General features: G+C 52.4%; 14 protein-coding genes and 3 pseudogenes. 13 read left to right on the top strand and 4 right to left on the bottom strand.

Annotation, left to right across the window (positions count from 1 at the left end; genetic code table 11):
• Positions 1–20 precede the first annotated feature (20 nt).
• Positions 21–911, top strand: a complete 891-nt coding sequence (locus GTU79_RS17680; protein ID WP_203523289.1) for an oxidoreductase — start codon at positions 21–23, stop codon at positions 909–911.
• A 44-nt stretch (positions 912–955) separates the two neighbouring features.
• Positions 956–1,102, top strand: a pseudogene (locus tag GTU79_RS30595) (iron chelate uptake ABC transporter family permease subunit); the annotation flags it as partial.
• A gap of 3 nt (positions 1,103–1,105) precedes the next feature.
• Here the strand turns inward: GTU79_RS30595 and GTU79_RS17670 are convergent.
• Both GTU79_RS17670 and GTU79_RS17665 read right to left on the bottom strand, forming a co-directional pair.
• Positions 1,106–1,798, bottom strand: a complete 693-nt coding sequence (locus tag GTU79_RS17670) for a cyclase family protein (protein ID WP_203523287.1) — start codon at positions 1,796–1,798, stop codon at positions 1,106–1,108.
• Positions 1,799–2,998 carry an MFS transporter gene (locus GTU79_RS17665; RefSeq protein WP_338091412.1) on the bottom strand — a complete coding sequence of 400 codons (1,200 nt, stop codon included), beginning with the start codon at positions 2,996–2,998 and terminating at the stop codon, positions 1,799–1,801.
• 880 nt (positions 2,999–3,878) lie between these two features.
• Here GTU79_RS17665 and GTU79_RS17660 point away from each other — a divergent pair.
• From GTU79_RS17660 to GTU79_RS17645, 4 genes and pseudogenes are all read left to right on the top strand, one after another.
• Positions 3,879–4,545: pseudogene (locus tag GTU79_RS17660) on the top strand (CsgG/HfaB family protein).
• A 15-nt stretch (positions 4,546–4,560) separates the two neighbouring features.
• Positions 4,561–4,920, top strand: a complete 360-nt coding sequence (locus tag GTU79_RS17655; protein ID WP_203523284.1) for a DUF4810 domain-containing protein — start codon at positions 4,561–4,563, stop codon at positions 4,918–4,920.
• Positions 4,917–5,573 carry a DUF799 domain-containing protein gene (locus GTU79_RS17650; RefSeq protein ID WP_203523283.1) on the top strand — a complete coding sequence of 219 codons (657 nt, stop codon included), beginning with the start codon at positions 4,917–4,919 and terminating at the stop codon, positions 5,571–5,573. The genes GTU79_RS17655 and GTU79_RS17650 overlap by 4 nt, the downstream gene beginning before the upstream one ends.
• Positions 5,574–5,916: 343 nt before the next feature.
• Positions 5,917–6,906, top strand: a complete 990-nt coding sequence (locus tag GTU79_RS17645; RefSeq protein WP_203523282.1) for an aldo/keto reductase — start codon at positions 5,917–5,919, stop codon at positions 6,904–6,906.
• 199 nt (positions 6,907–7,105) lie between these two features.
• Here the strand turns inward: GTU79_RS17645 and GTU79_RS17640 are convergent, their stop codons facing one another.
• Positions 7,106–7,729, bottom strand: a complete 624-nt coding sequence (locus GTU79_RS17640) for a TetR/AcrR family transcriptional regulator (protein ID WP_203523281.1) — start codon at positions 7,727–7,729, stop codon at positions 7,106–7,108.
• Positions 7,730–7,982: 253 nt separating this feature from the next.
• On the opposite strand from GTU79_RS17640, the gene GTU79_RS17635 reads away from it, so the two are divergent.
• The 7 genes and pseudogenes from GTU79_RS17635 (at position 7,983) to GTU79_RS17605 (ending at position 15,845) form a co-directional block, all read left to right on the top strand.
• On the top strand, positions 7,983–8,744 hold the full coding sequence (locus GTU79_RS17635; RefSeq protein WP_214514167.1) for a 3-ketoacyl-ACP reductase: 762 nt from the start codon (positions 7,983–7,985) through the stop codon (positions 8,742–8,744).
• Positions 8,745–8,758: 14 nt separating this feature from the next.
• A complete protein-coding gene (locus GTU79_RS17630; protein WP_203523279.1) occupies positions 8,759–9,604 on the top strand; it encodes a sugar phosphate isomerase/epimerase family protein in 846 nt (281 codons plus the stop codon).
• Between the two features lie 11 nt (positions 9,605–9,615).
• Positions 9,616–10,395 (top strand): annotated as a pseudogene (locus GTU79_RS17625) (enoyl-CoA hydratase/isomerase family protein).
• Positions 10,396–10,409: 14 nt separating this feature from the next.
• Entirely contained in the window at positions 10,410–11,948 is a 1,539-nt protein-coding gene (locus tag GTU79_RS17620) for an acyl CoA:acetate/3-ketoacid CoA transferase (protein WP_203523277.1), read from the top strand.
• Position 11,949: 1 nt separating this feature from the next.
• On the top strand, positions 11,950–14,025 hold the full coding sequence (locus GTU79_RS17615; protein WP_203523276.1) for an FAD-binding protein: 2,076 nt from the start codon (positions 11,950–11,952) through the stop codon (positions 14,023–14,025).
• Between the two features lie 76 nt (positions 14,026–14,101).
• On the top strand, positions 14,102–15,382 hold the full coding sequence (locus GTU79_RS17610; protein WP_203523275.1) for an MFS transporter: 1,281 nt from the start codon (positions 14,102–14,104) through the stop codon (positions 15,380–15,382).
• Between the two features lie 13 nt (positions 15,383–15,395).
• Entirely contained in the window at positions 15,396–15,845 is a 450-nt protein-coding gene (locus tag GTU79_RS17605; protein ID WP_253073349.1) for a flavodoxin, read from the top strand.
• Positions 15,846–16,018: 173 nt separating this feature from the next.
• Here the strand turns inward: GTU79_RS17605 and GTU79_RS17600 are convergent, their stop codons facing one another.
• Positions 16,019–16,927: an AraC family transcriptional regulator gene (locus GTU79_RS17600; RefSeq protein WP_203523274.1), complete on the bottom strand. Its 909-nt coding sequence runs from the start codon at positions 16,925–16,927 to the stop codon at positions 16,019–16,021.
• Positions 16,928–16,945: the final 18 nt, after the last annotated feature.

Raw genomic sequence — 16,945 nt, 5'->3', positions numbered from 1 at the left:
CAGAACAAGAGGATAAAGTGATGTCAGAATATCCAACCGTCGCCCTGGTGGGGCCGGGGGCAATAGGCACCACCGTGGCGGCAGCGCTGCATGAGGCGGGGCGTACGCCGACGATTTGCGGCCGCACGGCGCACCAGCGCCTGGAGCTGCGCTTCGATGGCGGTCGTATCGTTGTCCCGGGGCCCGTGCTAAGCGATCCGGCCGAGATCAAACACCCGTTCGACCTGGTTTTCGTCGCGGTCAAGGTGACACAAACAGAGGCGGCGGCGCCGTGGCTTTCCGCACTGTGCGGTGCGAAGACGGTTGTCTGCGTGCTGCAAAACGGCGTTGAGCAGAAAACGCAGTTCGCGCCCTACCTGTCCGGCGGCCCGGTGCTGCCCTCGGTGGTGTGGTTCCCCGCTCAACGTGAACCGGACGCATCGGTGTGGCTGCGCGCCGAGGCGCGCCTCACCTTGCCGGACACGCCGGCCACCGGCGTGGTGCTCGAGGCGTTGCGCGGTACGAGATGCACGGTTGATGTCGCGGCGGATTTCACGTCGGTTGCGTGGCGAAAGCTTTTACAGAACGCGGCGGCGGGTTTAATGGTGCTGACCGGCCGCCGTTCCGGCATGTTCGCCCGGGCCGATATTACCGCGCTGTCTATGGCCTACCTGCGGGAATGTCTGGCGGTTGCCCGTGCGGAGGGCGCCACGCTGGGGGACGACGTGGCGCAGGAGATAGTCGATAAATTCCATCGCTCCCCGCCTGACTTGGGCACCTCCATTCTCGCCGACCGGCAAGCCGGCCGTCCTCTGGAGTGGGACTGCCGGAACGGGGTCGTGCAGCGATGCGGCCGATCCCGCGGTATCCCGACGCCCATAAGCGATTTGATCGTGCCGCTGTTGGCGGCCGCCAGCGACGGACCCGGCTGAGATTTTCCCCCCTGCGGTTATATTCTCGTGGCCAGCGATGGCCTATCGGCGCCGCGCTGATGCTGGCGGCCGACTGGTGCGACCGCATGGTGATGTTCCCGAACCAGATCCCGGCGGGGCTGCTGGCGACGTTTATCGGCGCGCCCTATTTTGTTTTCCTGCGGCGGCGGCAGGACAAAACCGCCGTCTGAACTTTAAATCAATGCAATGGCGCGGACAGGGGAGGCCGAACCTCCCTTTATTCTCAAGGGTAAAGCTATAAAGATAAACGTCTCGGGAACCTTGTCCAGATTCGCCAGGTTTTCCATGATAAGTTTTCCGGATCCTAGAATAATCTGATGGGCGGGATAGGTGGAATTTGACCAGGCATCCAGCGACATGGCGTCAGAACCGATGACATTAACCCCTTTTGCTAATAAGTATTCCGCCCCCGCCCCAGACAAACCGGACCAACCCGATAAAAAGGATTTATGATTTGGCCGAGATTGCCATTTTTTATCATGGCCGGTGCGGAATAATACAATATCGTCGGCCTGGATATCTCCATTTCTCGCTTCCCAAGACTGGATCATGGCGACGGTAATTTCCGTATCCGCGGGATAGCCGGAAACGTCTATTTTAACGCCCCGGCCAATCAATTGACGGACATCGATTTTTTCGATGGTGTTCCCGGCGGGGATAAAATGCGAGGGTGAGTCAACATGGGTACCGCAGTGATCGCCCATTTGCAATAGGTTATTATAATTTCCGTCTCCTGCGGCATGGGTTTCCCAGTCGTTCAGCATAAACTTCGGATGGGTTGGCCATACGGGCATAGAGGAGTCATAAAAATAATTCAGTTCAATAAGTTCGCAGTGATGCAATAAGGTCAACAGTTCATTATTCATTTAGGCGCTCTTATGGGTAATGGTTTCTTTAATGAAAAAAAGCGGCAAGCAGGACAGGATCAGAACGCCGACGATAATCATATAATGCACATTGAAGCCATAGTCACGGATAATCCAGCCGGTCACGGGGGCGACCAGGATGCCCGCGATCCCGACGGCCAAACCAATCATTAAACCCATGCTGGATGCGGCCGCTTTAGGCGCTGAATCTATCAGCAAGGCATAGGCGACCGGATAAGGCGAGTTTCTGAACAATCCCCAGAAGATCAGTATTCCCCAGCCAAATGCGGCGGAATGGATATACATGCATAGGGCGGTGGCAATCATCCAGCCAAAAATGATAATGCCCAGCGAGCTCTTACGGCCTTTAACATCAGAATAGCCGCCCCATAAAATCTGGCCGATCCAGCCGGTAAGACCCGACGCGCCGGAAATGATGGCCGCGGTGGAAAGCGGCAAGCCCACTTCGCGCGTCAGTTGGAGGGTAAGAAAGTTGGCTATCCCCATTTCTGCCCAAGTAAAACCGAAAATTAACGAAATCGCCAGCAGACAGTTGCGGTTTTTCAGGCAAGACAAGGATTTACCCAACGCCGTTCTGAAACTATCACGTTTTACATCGGCAACAGGCTCGATGGGCTGGGTAAGTTTATTTTCCGCAATCCATTGCATCACCTTTTGATGATTTTTTTTCGTCCCGACGAAATATTGTATAAAGACAATGGATAGGCCGATGAGCGGAATGAAGAGAAATGCCTGACGCCAGGTACCGAAAGCCAAAATCCCCGCAATCAGTACCGGTCCGATAAACTGGCCTAATGGGAACCCGGTATGGTGGACGCCGATGGCGAAGCCCCGGTTCTCTTTTTGCCACCATTCGCCTAATAATGCCACATTGATGGGTTCGGATCCGCCGGTCCCCATTCCCATGAAAATCCGCAATGCCTGGAATGCGCCCAAGGTTTTACAAAATGCGGTGGCCACTCCGGATACGACTTCAACAATGACCGCCACCGTCCAGCTATAACAGCGTTTATGACCGGTTCCCACAAAATCGGAAAATATTCCGAAAATAACCGCGCCGCTCAGCGTACCGAAAAAGCTTAACGAGTTGAGCCAGCCGACTTGTATTTCCGTCAGGTTGAAATCTTTCATTATGGCGGGCAATAATGTGGGCAATATAATTCTGTCTATTGAGTTCATCAAAATGGCTAATGTCGTTATTACCAACATCCACCACGATAATGGGTGTGCCTTGGGAAAAAGCGACGCTTTCCTGTAGAATTCAATGTGTCATTCGTGTTCGCCACAGGTTCACGCCTATTTTCTTCAGGGCTGAGTAAAGATAATTCTTCTTTTCCCATTTCTAAAACCTCTTTATTGTCAGGCAAATAGTTTTATCCAATTTTTTCGACCCAATGATATTCATAACGAGACGAGGAAATAATAGACGTAAAATATCAACCTTTGATCAATAAAAGACAATCATGAGAAATGTCCTCTAAAGATAAGGTAAAATACCTAAGCTCCAATAACAGAGATCAGTTTTGTTATTAACGCTAATATCAAGTCAAGCCATAATGTCTCCTTCTTGAAAATGAAGTGCGTACCGAAAACACCTGGAAGCAAGGTTGTTGATGTAAAGATAAGCGCTTGAATGCTACCATACAAGAATGGAAACATTGAAATTAGACGTAAATCACATTTTTTCACATTCCACCGCTGTCATTAACCAGACCGTGGGTAGAAGCATAAGGGGTCCTCCTTTGGCGGTTTTCTTATCTACACCCTATGGGCTAATGAGTGAAAGCCGGTAATGTTTATCTTTGAGCGAGGACGATAATATCCATGACCAGCATTTTTGTTAGGAAAATCATCCTCATCCCGAGGTAAACAGAGACCGTAATTAAGGCTAAGAGCGGTACCATAAACATGACTGTTTAACTGCTGTTTCATCCCTCCGGCGCACGATGTTTAACCTGCGGCGAGATATTTCGCCCGGCTGTCAAGCCTGCTGATTACGATTGTTAACTGACCTATCAAGTGTAATGAGTAACATCATCCAAGGGAAAAAGGTTAAAGAATGGCAAACAAGGGTTTTATTTATCCGCTGCTGATTACAGCCGCGCTACTGGGGTGCGCCACCGAGTCCTCTCAGATACGGACAGTGCAGCGAGTCGCTTCATATAATACCCTTATCAGGGCAGAGAAGTCCTATAGCTGTGGGTAAATTTGATAATCGTTCTAATTATATGAATGGTATTTTCTCCGACGGCATTGACCATTTAGGCAATCAATCTAAAACCATTTTGATAACGCATTTACAGCAAACCAGGCGTTTTAACGTTTTGGATCGCGCCAATATGGATGAGCTGAAAGCAGAAGCGAATATCAAAGGGCAGGCGCAGGCACTGAAAGGAGCCGCTTATGTGGTGACCGGGGATGTCACTGAGTTTGGCCGTAAGGAAGTGGGCGATCAACAACTCTGGGGTATTTTCGGCAGGGGTAAAACGCAAGTTGCCTATGCCAAGGTCGCTCTTAATATCGTTAACGTACAAACCTCTGAAGTTGTTTTTTCCACCCTGGGCGCGGGGGAGTTTGAGCTTTCCAACCGGGAAGTCGTTGGTTTTGGCAGCACGGCAAGTCATGACTCGACGTTAAATGACAAAGTGTTGGACCTGGCAATCCGCGAAGCCGTCAATAATCTGGTTTCAGGTATCGAGAGCGGTTCATGGCGGCCAATTAATTAAGAGATTGTTATTTGAATGACGAAATTAACTAAAAGCATTATCTTAGGCGTTGTCATAACCCTGGCGGGTTGCGCCACCGCACCGAAAAAAATATATCATTGGGATAATTATCAGACAACGGTGTATCACTATTACCAAAGTGGGAAAACCAGTCCCGATGAACAGATCGCAGCGTTGAATGCCTCCCTGGAAAAAAGCCGTGCCTCCGCAAAAAAGGTCCCGCCCGGAGTACATGCCCATCTTGGCCTGCTTTATGCCAATACCGGTCGTACCGACCTGGCTTTTCAAGAATTTAATCATGAAAAAGCGCTATTTCCTGAATCAGCACCCTTTATGGATCTACTGCTGAGCAAAAATAAAGGAGAGACGAAATGAATCGTCTTTTAGTCTTCATCAGCCTGGTTTTTACCCTGGCGTTGACTGGTTGTGCAAAACCGATACCCCGTGATTACACTGGGTTTAAGCAGAGCAAGCCAAGATCAATTCTGGTGTTGCCGCCGGTAAGCCAGTCCTTGGATGTGAATGCCAGCCACAGCATGCTTTCTCAAATGACGCTTCCGCTGGCTGAGGCCGGTTATTATGTGTTGCCGGTTGCGGTGGTGGAGGAGACCTTTAAGCAGCATGGCATGACGACGCCGCAGGATATCCGCGCCGTCAGCGTGGCCAAGTTACATCAGATTTTTGGCGCCGATACCGTGCTGTATGTGGATGTGACCGACTACGGCACCAAATATATCGTGGTATCCAGCGAAACGCGCGTAACGGCTACGGCAAGACTGGTGGATTTACGCACCGGGAAACAGCTCTGGTCCGGCGGGGCAACCGCGTCATCTAATGAGCAAGACAGCAATAACAGCAGTTTGTTGGGAATGCTGGTTAGCGCCGCCATTAATCAAGTGGCGAACAATCTGATGGATAAAGGGCATGATATTGCCGGAATGACCAGTGCGCGTATGTTAACCGCCGGCGTGCCGGGAGGAATATTATACGGTCCATATTCCCCGTCGTATGGTAAAGATAAAATTTAGGGTTAACCCGGATTTTTTCACGACGTCTATCCATACTATCAGGCAGCTTGCCAAGCATAGGCTGGCTGCCTGAATCGTGCCGCAAAATGTTCGGTAATAGGCCATATTTTTCTTTCGCTAACCTTATTTTTCCATTGGGGAGGGTGCACATAGGCACTTGTTTGCCCAAGCCCTCTGCGTTTGATAAATGAATTTTTTTCATAAGGGCATTTTCCCAGGGACGCTACCGTACAGAGCTTCGGTCTGCTAACGTTGATTATCCGCATCAGATAATCGATTAAAAACAACAGGCCGGCGTCATGCTGGCCTGTCCTGTTCAACCTATGCTTGCTGGAGAAAAAAAATGCAAAAAAGAACGCTTGGCAACGGTAAACTGGAAGTGTCGGCTTTAGGCCTGGGCTGTATGGGCCTGAGCCATGCCTACGGCCCGGCGAAGGACCGGCAGGAAGCCATTGCGCTTATCCGTGCCGCGGTGGAGCATGGCGTCACTTTTTTTGATACCGCGGAAGTCTACGGTCCGTACACCAATGAAGATGTGGTGGGAGAGGCACTGGCGCCGTTTCGCGATCGGGTGGTGATTGCCACCAAGTTCGGTTTTGTGCTGCCGAGCCCGGACGGCAAACAGCATCTGAACAGCCGGCCGGATCATATCAGGCAGGTGGTGGAAGCATCGCTCAAGCGGCTCAAAACCGACGTTATCGATCTGCTTTATCAACACCGGGTGGACCCGGAAGTCCCCATTGAGGACGTCGCCGGTACGGTCAGGCAGTTGATCCAGGAAGGCAAGGTAAAACATTTCGGGCTTTCCGAAGCGGGCGCGCAGACCATTCGCCGCGCCCACGCCGTTCAGCCGGTAACCGCGTTACAGAGTGAATACTCATTATGGTGGCGGGAACCTGAGACGGAAATCCTGCCGACCCTTGAAGAACTCGGCATTGGTTTTGTCCCCTTCAGTCCTCTCGGCAGAGGGTTCCTTACCGGCACCATTGATAAGAATACCGCCTTCGACAGTAATGATTTTCGCACCGGCCTACCCCGCTTTAGCCAGGAGGCGCGGGACGCTAACCAGACCCTGGTGAAGCTCCTTGGCGATCTGGCGGCAAGCAAGCAGAAAACCCGCGCGCAAATCGCCCTTGCCTGGCTGCTGGCGCAAAAACCGTGGATTGTACCCATTCCCGGCACCACTAAACTGCATCGTCTGGAGGAAAATCTGGGAGCCGTCGAGGTGGTACTCACCGCGGACGATTTGCGTGACATTAACAGCGCCCTGGCGAACATCACCGTGCAGGGGGATCGTTATCCAAGCCATCTGCAAAAGAGCACCGGCCGCTGATCGTCCCGCCGGTGGGCAACTCATCTGAATGGAGCGCCTTACCCTCGACGGCGTTAGCACCGAGGGCTAATCCAATGCGGACCGGGCGCCCGTTCAGGTTATCTCCTCTCCTGGCCCTGTCGCGCTAAACGCTATGGTTTCCTAGGGATAAATGCAAGATCCCCATCGCAACGCGCGGTGCCATGGGGTTTTATTACGCTTAGGCGGACACCCATCTGATAATCGTCTCTTTAATTATACTATGCCGACAATCCAAGTTTTCTTTGGAAGCCATTTCCATATTATAGATAAATCCAAGAGTGTGCTGATTGATTAAATAATAAAATCCTAATGCAGCAATGCTTATATTAACATGAACCGGGATGATATCTTCTCGGAAGATGTTCATTTTCTTGCCTTCCAAGATTATTTGATCCATTATATTGAGATGGTTTTTGTTTATTTCTTTTATTTTGAGTGATTTTTTTAAGTGCTCACCTTTATTTTGATTTTCAGTATTAACTATTTTCAAAAACCACATATTATGTATGTAATAATCCCAAGTGAAATCGATAAGTTTGCTCAAGTTTCCTTCGGGATCGCCCGCCGTTAACGTAACGGCCATTTCTTTTGTGCGTATATCATTCCAGCTGTATTCAATAACCGCTATAAAAAGTTTCTCTTTATTACCGTAATGGTGGTAGAGCGTTTGTTTACTGCAGTCCGCGGCGTTAACGATATTGTCGATTCTTGCGCCCTCATAGCCATACTCAGCAAATTCATTGATGGCACATAATAAAAGTTTGTCCTTAAGATTGGTTATTGAATCGGTATTAAAGTACATCTTGACTCCAACGCTAAAATTACGTTCTGTCAATGTTTCCACTATACACCAGTACGGCGGGATTGACCTTGAGATAATACCCGAGCCAGGGAAAATAAAAAACACCTTATTTTCATATAATTATGAGCGATCGTGATCGTTTTCACATTTTACCAACTAGTTGGTTGATCTTTTTTCTTTCAAGTTCATCATGTGCTCAAGTACATGTGGTTCCAACTTCAGGAGTTAAAATGGTAAGCGAAAACCAGTCGTCATCATCACCGGGGCGGCACGGGGTATTGGTAAGGGGTGTGCGCTGGAACTGGCGGCGGCAGGCTTTAACCTGCTCATTAACGATCGCCCGGACACGGACAGTGTGGCAAAGCTCAAGCTGGTACAGGTGGAGTGCGAAGCTGCGGGCGTTGAGGCGGCCTGTTTCAGCGCGGATATCGCCGATGTATCTGTACACGAAGAACTGCTGGATACCGCCCAGGGCAAATGGGGCCGTTTGGACTGTCTGGTGAACAATGCAGGGATCTCCGTTAAAAGCCGCGGCGACCTCCTTGATATGCAACAAGACAGCTTCGATGAAAATTTCGCCGTGAATACCCGTGCGCCGTTCTTTCTGACCCAGTCATTCAGCCGCCGCTTGCTCGCCCAGGGTGTGCTGCCTGACGGTTACCGTTCGATCATTTTCATCAGCTCCATCAATGCCGTCATGCTGGCGCTCAACCGCGGCGAATACACCATGGCGAAAACGGCGGTGTCGACCGCTGCCCGCCTGTTCGCTTTGCGCCTGATCAAAGACAACATTGGTGTCTATGAAATCCGTCCGGGTCTTATCAAAACCGACATGACCCTTCCTGCTACGGCGTATTACGACGAACTGATTGCCAAAGGGCTGGTGCCTCAAGGGCGTTGGGGTTATCCGGCGGATATCGCGTCTGCCGTGCGCGCAATGGCGGAAGGCAGAATGCCTTATACCTGTGGCGTGCCGATCGCCATCGATGGTGGTTTAAGCGTTCCTCATTTCTGAGCAAGGTGCGAAAAATGAGAGATATTTCCGGAAAGCCGGCGCTCTACAGCATCAATACCGCAACGCTGGGCTATCAGGCGCCTCTTGAAGCCATTATTGATGACTGCGCACAGCGTGGCATCGGCGGGATCGCCCCCTGGCGGCGTGAACTGGACGGTCGCAACGTGCAGGATGTCGCCCGCCGGCTGAAAAATTGCCATATGTCGGTATCCGGCCTGTGCCGGAGCACCTATTACACAGCGCCGACCCTGGCCGAGCGCCTGCAGGCCGTTGACGAAAACCGCCGGGCATTGGATACCGCCGCAGAGCTGAGCGCGAACTGCTACATGCAGGTCGTCGGCGGATTGCCCAGCGGTTCGAAAAATCTGGCAGAGGCGCATCGGCAGGTCAAAGAGGGTATCCGTCAGTTACTCCCTCACTCCAGGGATGTCGGCGTGCCCATCGCCCTGGAGCCGCTGCACCCGATGACAGCAGCGGATCGTTCCTGCCTGTGCACCTTGCGCCAGGCCTTGGACTGGTGCGATGAACTGGATCCCGATGGGGAATGTCGTCTTGGGGTCGCTGTCGATGTCTATCACCTCTGGTGGGATCCTTATCTGGCAGAACAATTAACGCGCGCCGGCAACCGCATTTTGGCGTTTCACGTTTCTGATTGGCTGGTTCCTACTACCGATCTGGTGAGCGACCGGGGCATGCCAGGAGATGGCGTCATCGATATTCGTGCGATACGCGCGCAGGTGGAAGCTGCCGGATTTGATGGTCTGGTTGAACTGGAAATATTTTCCGCCAATAACTGGTGGAAGAAAAATCAAAGCCGGATTCTGGATGTCAGCGTCGAAAGAATTTCCGAGCATTGCTAAGGATATTTATTATGAGTAATAGAACCATTGAGTTCCAACAAAGCGATAATTATTGCGCCATTATTCTGAACCGGGAAGATAAATGCCATGCCATCAATGAAGAACTCATTGAAGAGCTGGACGTTATTCTTTCTGAAATTGAATCAGGCAAACATATACGGCTGGTGGAAGTTACGGCCAAAGGCGACAAATTTTTTTGCGCCGGCGGTGATATCACTTCCTGGTCGGCCTATTCGCCTCTGGATATGGGCAGAAAATGGATCAAGCGGGGAATGAAGTATTCAATCGCCTGCGTAACCTGCCCAAACTGACCGTGGCCAATATCAACGGCCATGCCATCGGCGGGGACTTGAACTGGCCCTCTGCTGCGATATCCGTATTTCCCGCCCCACGCCAAATTCTCAACACCGGAAGTGACATTGGGCATGATCCCCGGCTGGATGGGAATTGAGCGCATCCTCAGCACGGTGTCCCAGGCCACTGCCCGTGAAATGCTATTGCTCGGCAAACGTCTGACGGCGGAGGAGGCGGCCAGAGCCGGTCTGATTAATGCGGTGGTGGAAAAAGATAATGTGCCCGCGTGGCGGGTGGCCCGTATCGAAGAGGTGAAAAAATGTGGCCCGGTGGCCCTTGCTCATATCAAGCAACTGGTGAATAGCATTACCGACAAACATACCTCATTTGACCATCAATTATTGGCGGCACTGATGTCCGCTACCGTGGACTGCCGGAGCGCGACCGATGCTTTCGCCAGCAAGCAAACCTCAATCCCCACCTTTACAGATAATTAATCGGGACCGGCAATATGAACAAGTTAACGACACCCCAGCAGATTGCTGCCCGGATTCAGGACAATACTACCATTGCCATCAGCGGCAATGGTGGCGGCATGGTTGAAGCGGACCATCTATTGGCAGCCATTGAAAAGCGCTTTCTGGATACCGGCCACCCTTGCAACCTGACGCTGGTTCACTCCCTGGGCATAGGCGATCGGGACCATAAAGGTTCAAACCGCTTCGCCCATAAAGGCATGCTCAAACGCGTTATCGCCGGGCATTTTACCTGGTCACCCGCCATGCAGGCGCTGGTGAAAAATGAAGACATCGAGGCGTATTGCTTCCCGGGCGGAGTTATTCAGGCTTTACTGCGTGAAATTGGCGCCGGCCGTCCGGGACTGTTCACTCATGTGGGGCTCGGTTCGTATGTTGATCCGCGGAACGGCGGCGGTAAAGCAAACCCTATCACCAAGGATGAATTGGTGGAATTGGTGGAAATCGATGGGGAGACAAAACTTCGCTACCGTCCGTTTAAAGTGGATTACGCCGTCGTTCGCGGCACCTATGCCGATCCGAACGGTAACATCAGCCTGGAGGAAGAAGCCATTGATATGGATGTTTATTCCATGGCGCTGGCTGCGCACAACTCCGGCGGAAACGTGTTTGCGCAGGTTCGCGACCTGGTGGAACCGGGCAGCCTGAATCCCCGTCATGTCCTTATCCCCGGGGTATTGGTGGACAGCCTGGTGGAATACCGGAAGCAGGAGCAGACATATCTGGGGGGATATGACCTGTCCATCAGCGGTCAGCAAAAACGGTTGTCTTCCCGGGAGGGCATTGCCCTCGTGCAGCATCCCGTTCGCCGTCTTATCGCCCGCCGTGCCGCTCGGGAACTGCTGAGCGGGGCATCTACCAATTTCGGTTTCGGTATTCCGGGGGGAATACCCGGGATTGCATTGCGTGAGGGAATACCCTACAAATCACTCTGGCTGAGCGTCGAGCAGGGCGTTCATAACGGCCTGATGTTGGATGATGCCCTGTTCGGGTGCGCCCGCAATGCCGATGCCATTGTCTCCTCCCTGGACCAGTTTGACTTTTACAGCGGCGGCGGTATTGACGTCACCTTCTTGGGAATGGGTGAAATGGACCAACACGGTAACGTCAACGTCTCGCACCTGAACGGTAACCTGATCGGCCCGGGCGGTTTCCTGGAAATTGCTCAAAACGCCAAGAAAGTGGTGTTCTGCGGTACCTTTGACGCCAAAGGCAGCAAAGTAGCGGTTACGCCGGAGGGGCTCACCATCGAGAAAGCGGGTGAAATCCCAAAACTGGTGAGCAACGTTGAGAAGATCACTTTCAGCGGCGATTATGCCCGCCAGTCCGGGCAGAAAGTGCTGTACATCACCGAGCGCGCCGTATTCCGTCTGACGCCCGACGGTGTGGAACTGGCTGAGATTGCCCCTGGTGTGAATATGGAGCGCGATATCCTGCCCTATATGAAATTTAAGCCCATTATTCGCAACCCCGCGATAATGGATATCGGGCTGTTTTCTGCGATGGAGGAGTGATATGAGCCACGTCAGCGCAGACATCCTCGACGCGCTAACCCGCGTAAATTTCCCGAAAGGTTTTAATACCGCAGAATACAACGACGTTCTGGAACAGGACGGTGAAAGCTATCCGGTCTACCGTGCCGATGCCGTGGTGGTTGGCACGGGGGCGGCGGGCTTGCGTGCCGCCGTAGAGCTCAGACGCCGCGGCCTTGACGTACTGATCGCCACAGCAGGACTTTATATGGGGACCTCTGCCTGTTCAGGATCGGATAAACAAACCCTCTTTACCGCGGCCACCTCCGGCAAAGGGGACAATTTTCTGAAACTGGCCGAGGCTCTGGGCAGCGGAGGCGGCATGGATGCCGATACCGCCTATGTTGAAGCGGTGGGCTCCATTCATACCCTGGCGGGTCTGCAGTATCTCGGGCTGGAGCTGCCGGAGGATAAGCTCGGCGGGATCCTGCGTTATCAGACTGACCATGACGAGGCGGGCCGGGCCACCTCCTGTGGTCCGAGAACCTCTCGTCTGATGGTGAAAGTGCTGTTGGATGAAGTCCGGCAACTGAACATTCCTTTGCTGAGCGGCGCGACCGCACTGAAGCTTCTGCGCCGCCATGACGATACCGGTACGGAACGCTGTGCGGGGCTGGTGGTCGCTACCGGTTCCCGTAGCCAAAACACCTACGGCCTCGCCGTGATTCTCACACCCAATGTCGTACTGGCCACCGGTGGTCCGGGTGAGATGTACCGGGACAGTGTTTATCCGAAGAAATGTTTTGGGTCGCTGGGCCTGGCCCTCGAAGAGGGGATAAGCCTGGCCAATATTATCGAAAGCCAGTTTGGCATCGGCACTCCCCGAACCGCTTTCCCATGGAACCTGTCGGGGACCTATGTTCAGGTTATCCCTTATATCTACTCAGCGGACGAAAGGGGCAGGGAATATAATTTCCTGGCTGAATATTACCGGACTACACAGGAGCTGGCCTCGAATATCTTCCGCAAAGGATATCAGTGGCCCTTCCACGCTACGCGTACGCTCGATTTCGGGTCCAGCCTGGTGGATATGGCCATAGCGAAACAGCAAACGCTGGGTCGCAAGGTGTTCATGGATTTTCTGCGTAACCCAGAGCCCGTGCCCGTGGATCTGCCTTTTGACTTGAGCCGACTGGATGAGGATGTCAGGACCTATCTGGAAAGCAATGACGCGCTGGCCGGTTTGCCCATTGAGCGTCTGCGTCAGATGAACCCCCTGGCCATCTCATTGTATGGCATGCATGGCTATGATTTGGCCGCCGCACCGCTTCAGCTCGCTATGAACAATCAGCACATGAATGGCGGCATAGAGGTTGATATCTGGGGACAGTCCTCTTTGCCGGGCTGTCATGCCGTCGGGGAAGCGGCCGGTACTCATGGCGTGACGCGTCCGGGCGGGGCGGCACTCAATGCGGGACAGGTCTTCGCGGTACGAACCGCCCGCTACATCGCCGGCACCGGCCAGCGGGTGACGCCGGAAACCCCGGCGGCGTTTGCCGGCGAGGCCCTCCGCCAGATAAATACTGTTATTCGGCAGTCCATCAATAATGACGGAGGGATGTCCTTGCGTGACATCCGTGATGATATACAAAATCGGATGTCCGATTACGCGGGCTTTCTGTGTTCAGCCGCGGATATTTCCTCTGCTCGCGAGCAGGCAGACCTTCTGAAAGGGAAAGTCTATGCCGGCGGTATATCCATAAGTCATGCGGCTGAAGTCAGTGAACTGTTTATGTGGCGCCATTTGGCGCTGGCTTCGTCGGCGGTGCTGACTATGTTGGAACACTACGTGCTGGAAGGGGGCGGCAGTCGCGGTGCGCGGATCATTCTGGACAGTGCCGGGGGATGTGTTCCTGACACCCGGCATGGAATTTGTGAAGAATGGCGTTTCAGGCCGGAGCGAGAAGAAGATAAACATGTCAAATTAACGATAAGCTATAAGGAGGACACATTCGTTATTAATAAAAAACCACTCAGAAAAATGATTGATATCAGAAAAATAGTTTTTGAGAAAAACTGGCCGGATTTCTTGACCGGTAAAATTTATTCCAGCAATTAAGATTGAATAATCTTACATACATAATTCCTTTAGGAAAATTATGTACTGTACTCCTGTCTTCCAAAAAGGTGAAAGAATGAAAGTAAAAGGCCTGAGATGGTGGATAATTGGTATGGTGGCGCTCGGCACGGCCATCAATTATCTTGCCAGAAGCTCATTGGGGGTGGCGGCATCCACAATTTTTAAAGAATTGCATATCGGCGAAAAAGAATATTCATGGGTAATTATGTCATTCCAAATGGCATATACTGCCGCCCAGCCTATTTGCGGCTATATTCTTGATACGCTGGGATTAAGAGTTGGGTTTTTTATTTTTGCCATAGCATGGTCATTTGCCAATATGGCGCACGCATTAGCATTTAACTGGCATACCCTGGCATTTTGTCGTGGCCTGCTTGGCTTCAGCGAAGCCGCGGCCATCCCGGCCGGGATTAAAACCGCCTCGGAATGGTTCCCCTCCAAAGAGCGCGGTATCGCGGGCGGCTTGTTTAATATCGGTACTTCATTCGGGGCGATGCTGGCCCCGCCCATTGTGGTCTGGGCGATTCTTACCTATCACTGGCAGGCGGCATTTTTAATCACCGGCGGGTTGGGCATCATCTTTGCTTTCTTGTGGCTTTATTTGTATCGGCCGCCGGAAAAACACCGCTGGCTGGGTGAGGCGGAGAGCGAGTACATTTACTCCGGTCAAGAGGCGAGTCTGCAGGCGGATGGCGAGAAACGCCCGAAACTGAAAGAATTACTGCGCAAGCGTAATTTTTGGGGTATTGCCACAACGCGTTTTCTCTCCGACCCGGTGTGGGCCACGCTGAGCTTCTGGCTCCCGCTCTATCTGATCCAGGTCAGAAATCTGCCGCTGAAAGACATCGCCATGTTTGCCTGGCTGCCTTTCCTGGCGGCGGATATCGGCTGCATTGCGGGCGGGATGTTGTCAAACATACTCATCACCAAATTTAACATTACAACGGTCAATTCGCGCCGTATCAGTTTCACCATCGGCGCGGTACTGATGACGTCGCTCTGTGCCGTGGGTTTTGTCCAGAACGCCTATGCCGCGATTGCCCTAATCAGTGTGGGAGGGTTTGCGCATCAAATGCTCTCCACCATGGCCATGACGCTGGCCTCTGACCTGTTCAAAAAGAACCAGGTCGCTACCGTAAGCGGCATGGCCGGCTCTGCCGCTTGGCTGGGCCAACTCTTGTTCACCCTGGTGATGGGACTATTGGTGCACCAGATTGGCTATACCCCGTTTTTTATCGCTCTGAGCGTGCTGGATCTCATCGCCGCTGCCGTTATCTGGGTGACGATTGTTGACCCGCAGCACGATAAAGCCGACGCCAGACCCGTTGTGGCATAACCCGGCGAAACCTGTGCCGGATAACACCGGCACCGATTTTTCTCATGAGGAAACCATGTTAAAGACATGCATCGTTTATGGCAGTACCACGCGTTATACCGAACGGGTTGCCGCTAAAATATCGGAATGTCCTGGTTTTGAGAATGCAGACCTCTTTGATATTGAAGATATAAAATTGAATACTGTAATGGACTATGATTTCATTATATTTGGACTTCCTACCTGGGATTACGGTGAAATACAGTCCTCATGGCAAAATGCATGGAAACAGATTGATGGACTCGATTTCACCCATAAGACAGTGGCTTTTTTTGGCTTGGGCGATCAATTGGGTTATTCCGAATGGTTTGTGGATGCGATGGGAATATTGCATGATATAGTAATCGAGCAGGGCGCTCAGGTAATAGGCCGGTGGCCTATTGTCGGTTATGAGTTCAATACAAAAATCATTGATGGAAAATAAAAGGAATTTGTCGGCTTGGCGATTGATGAAGTTAACCAAGCCGATCTTACAGATGAACGTATAAGGACATGGTGTAAACTCCTCCAGAGCGGCACATCATAATTCATCCTCAGGCACATCATTTAGCGAGGGTCGTAATAAAACGTCTTTCATGGCGTTAGTCCCGCCGATGATTACGCTGTGTCTTTGCTTCGCAGCGCTTTGATGTCAGCCAGGGGCGGCGCGCCGAACTGGCGCCGATACTCTCTGCCGAACTGCGTGGTGCTCTCATAGCCCACGCGTATCGCCGCTGCCTTCACATTGAGTTCTTCACTCAACATGAGTCGGCGCGCCTCATGCAAACGCAGCTGTTTTTGGTATTGCAGAGGCGACATAGCCGTAAGGGACCGAAAGTGGTGATGAAGCGTGGAGACCCCCATGTTGGCCACGGCTGCCAGCTCCTCAACCCGAAGCGGCTGCAGATAGTTTTCCCTTAACCAATTGACCGCCTTGGCGATACGATGGCTTTGCGTGCCGGTATGGATAATCTGCCGAAGGCGAGCGCCGGCGGGGCTGGTCAGAACCCGATAAAAAATGCCCCTGAGAATAAGCCGCCCGAGGATAGGAATGTCCTGCGGTGTGTCCAGCAGTTCAAGCAGTCGAACCGCATCTTCGAACAAAGCCTCCGTCGATGGGCCTATGGCCAGACCGGTGCCTTGCGGGGTCGGATCGACTTCGAGCGTATCGATCTCTGCCATCAATTCGCGCACCGCCTGCAAATCGAGTTTCAGCAGTATGGAGAGATAGGGCGCGCCCCTGCTGGCATCCAGCACCTCCGCAATCGTGGGGAGGTCTATGGATGTCAGCAAAAAATGGGCATCGTCGTGAATATAGGTCTCGTTCCCGACAAGGGTCCTTTTTTTACCTTGGGCGATAATCGCAAGACTCGGCTCATAGACCACCGCCTGTGGCGCCACCGGACCCGGTCGCCTGAACAGGGTGACATGGGGAATTGCTGTCGGCAGCACTTCGGTATCGGCAGTCAGCGACAGGATCCTGGCGGCCAGCCTTTGGCGTGAACAATGAATGGGCGGGGCGGGCATGGCCGGGATCTCCTGAAA

The organism is Sodalis ligni (assembly GCF_016865525.2).
In the GTDB taxonomy this organism is placed as follows: domain Bacteria; phylum Pseudomonadota; class Gammaproteobacteria; order Enterobacterales; family Enterobacteriaceae; genus Acerihabitans; species Acerihabitans ligni.
Note: the sequence above shows the minus strand (reverse complement) of the source record. Positions and strands in the feature narration are given on the sequence as shown.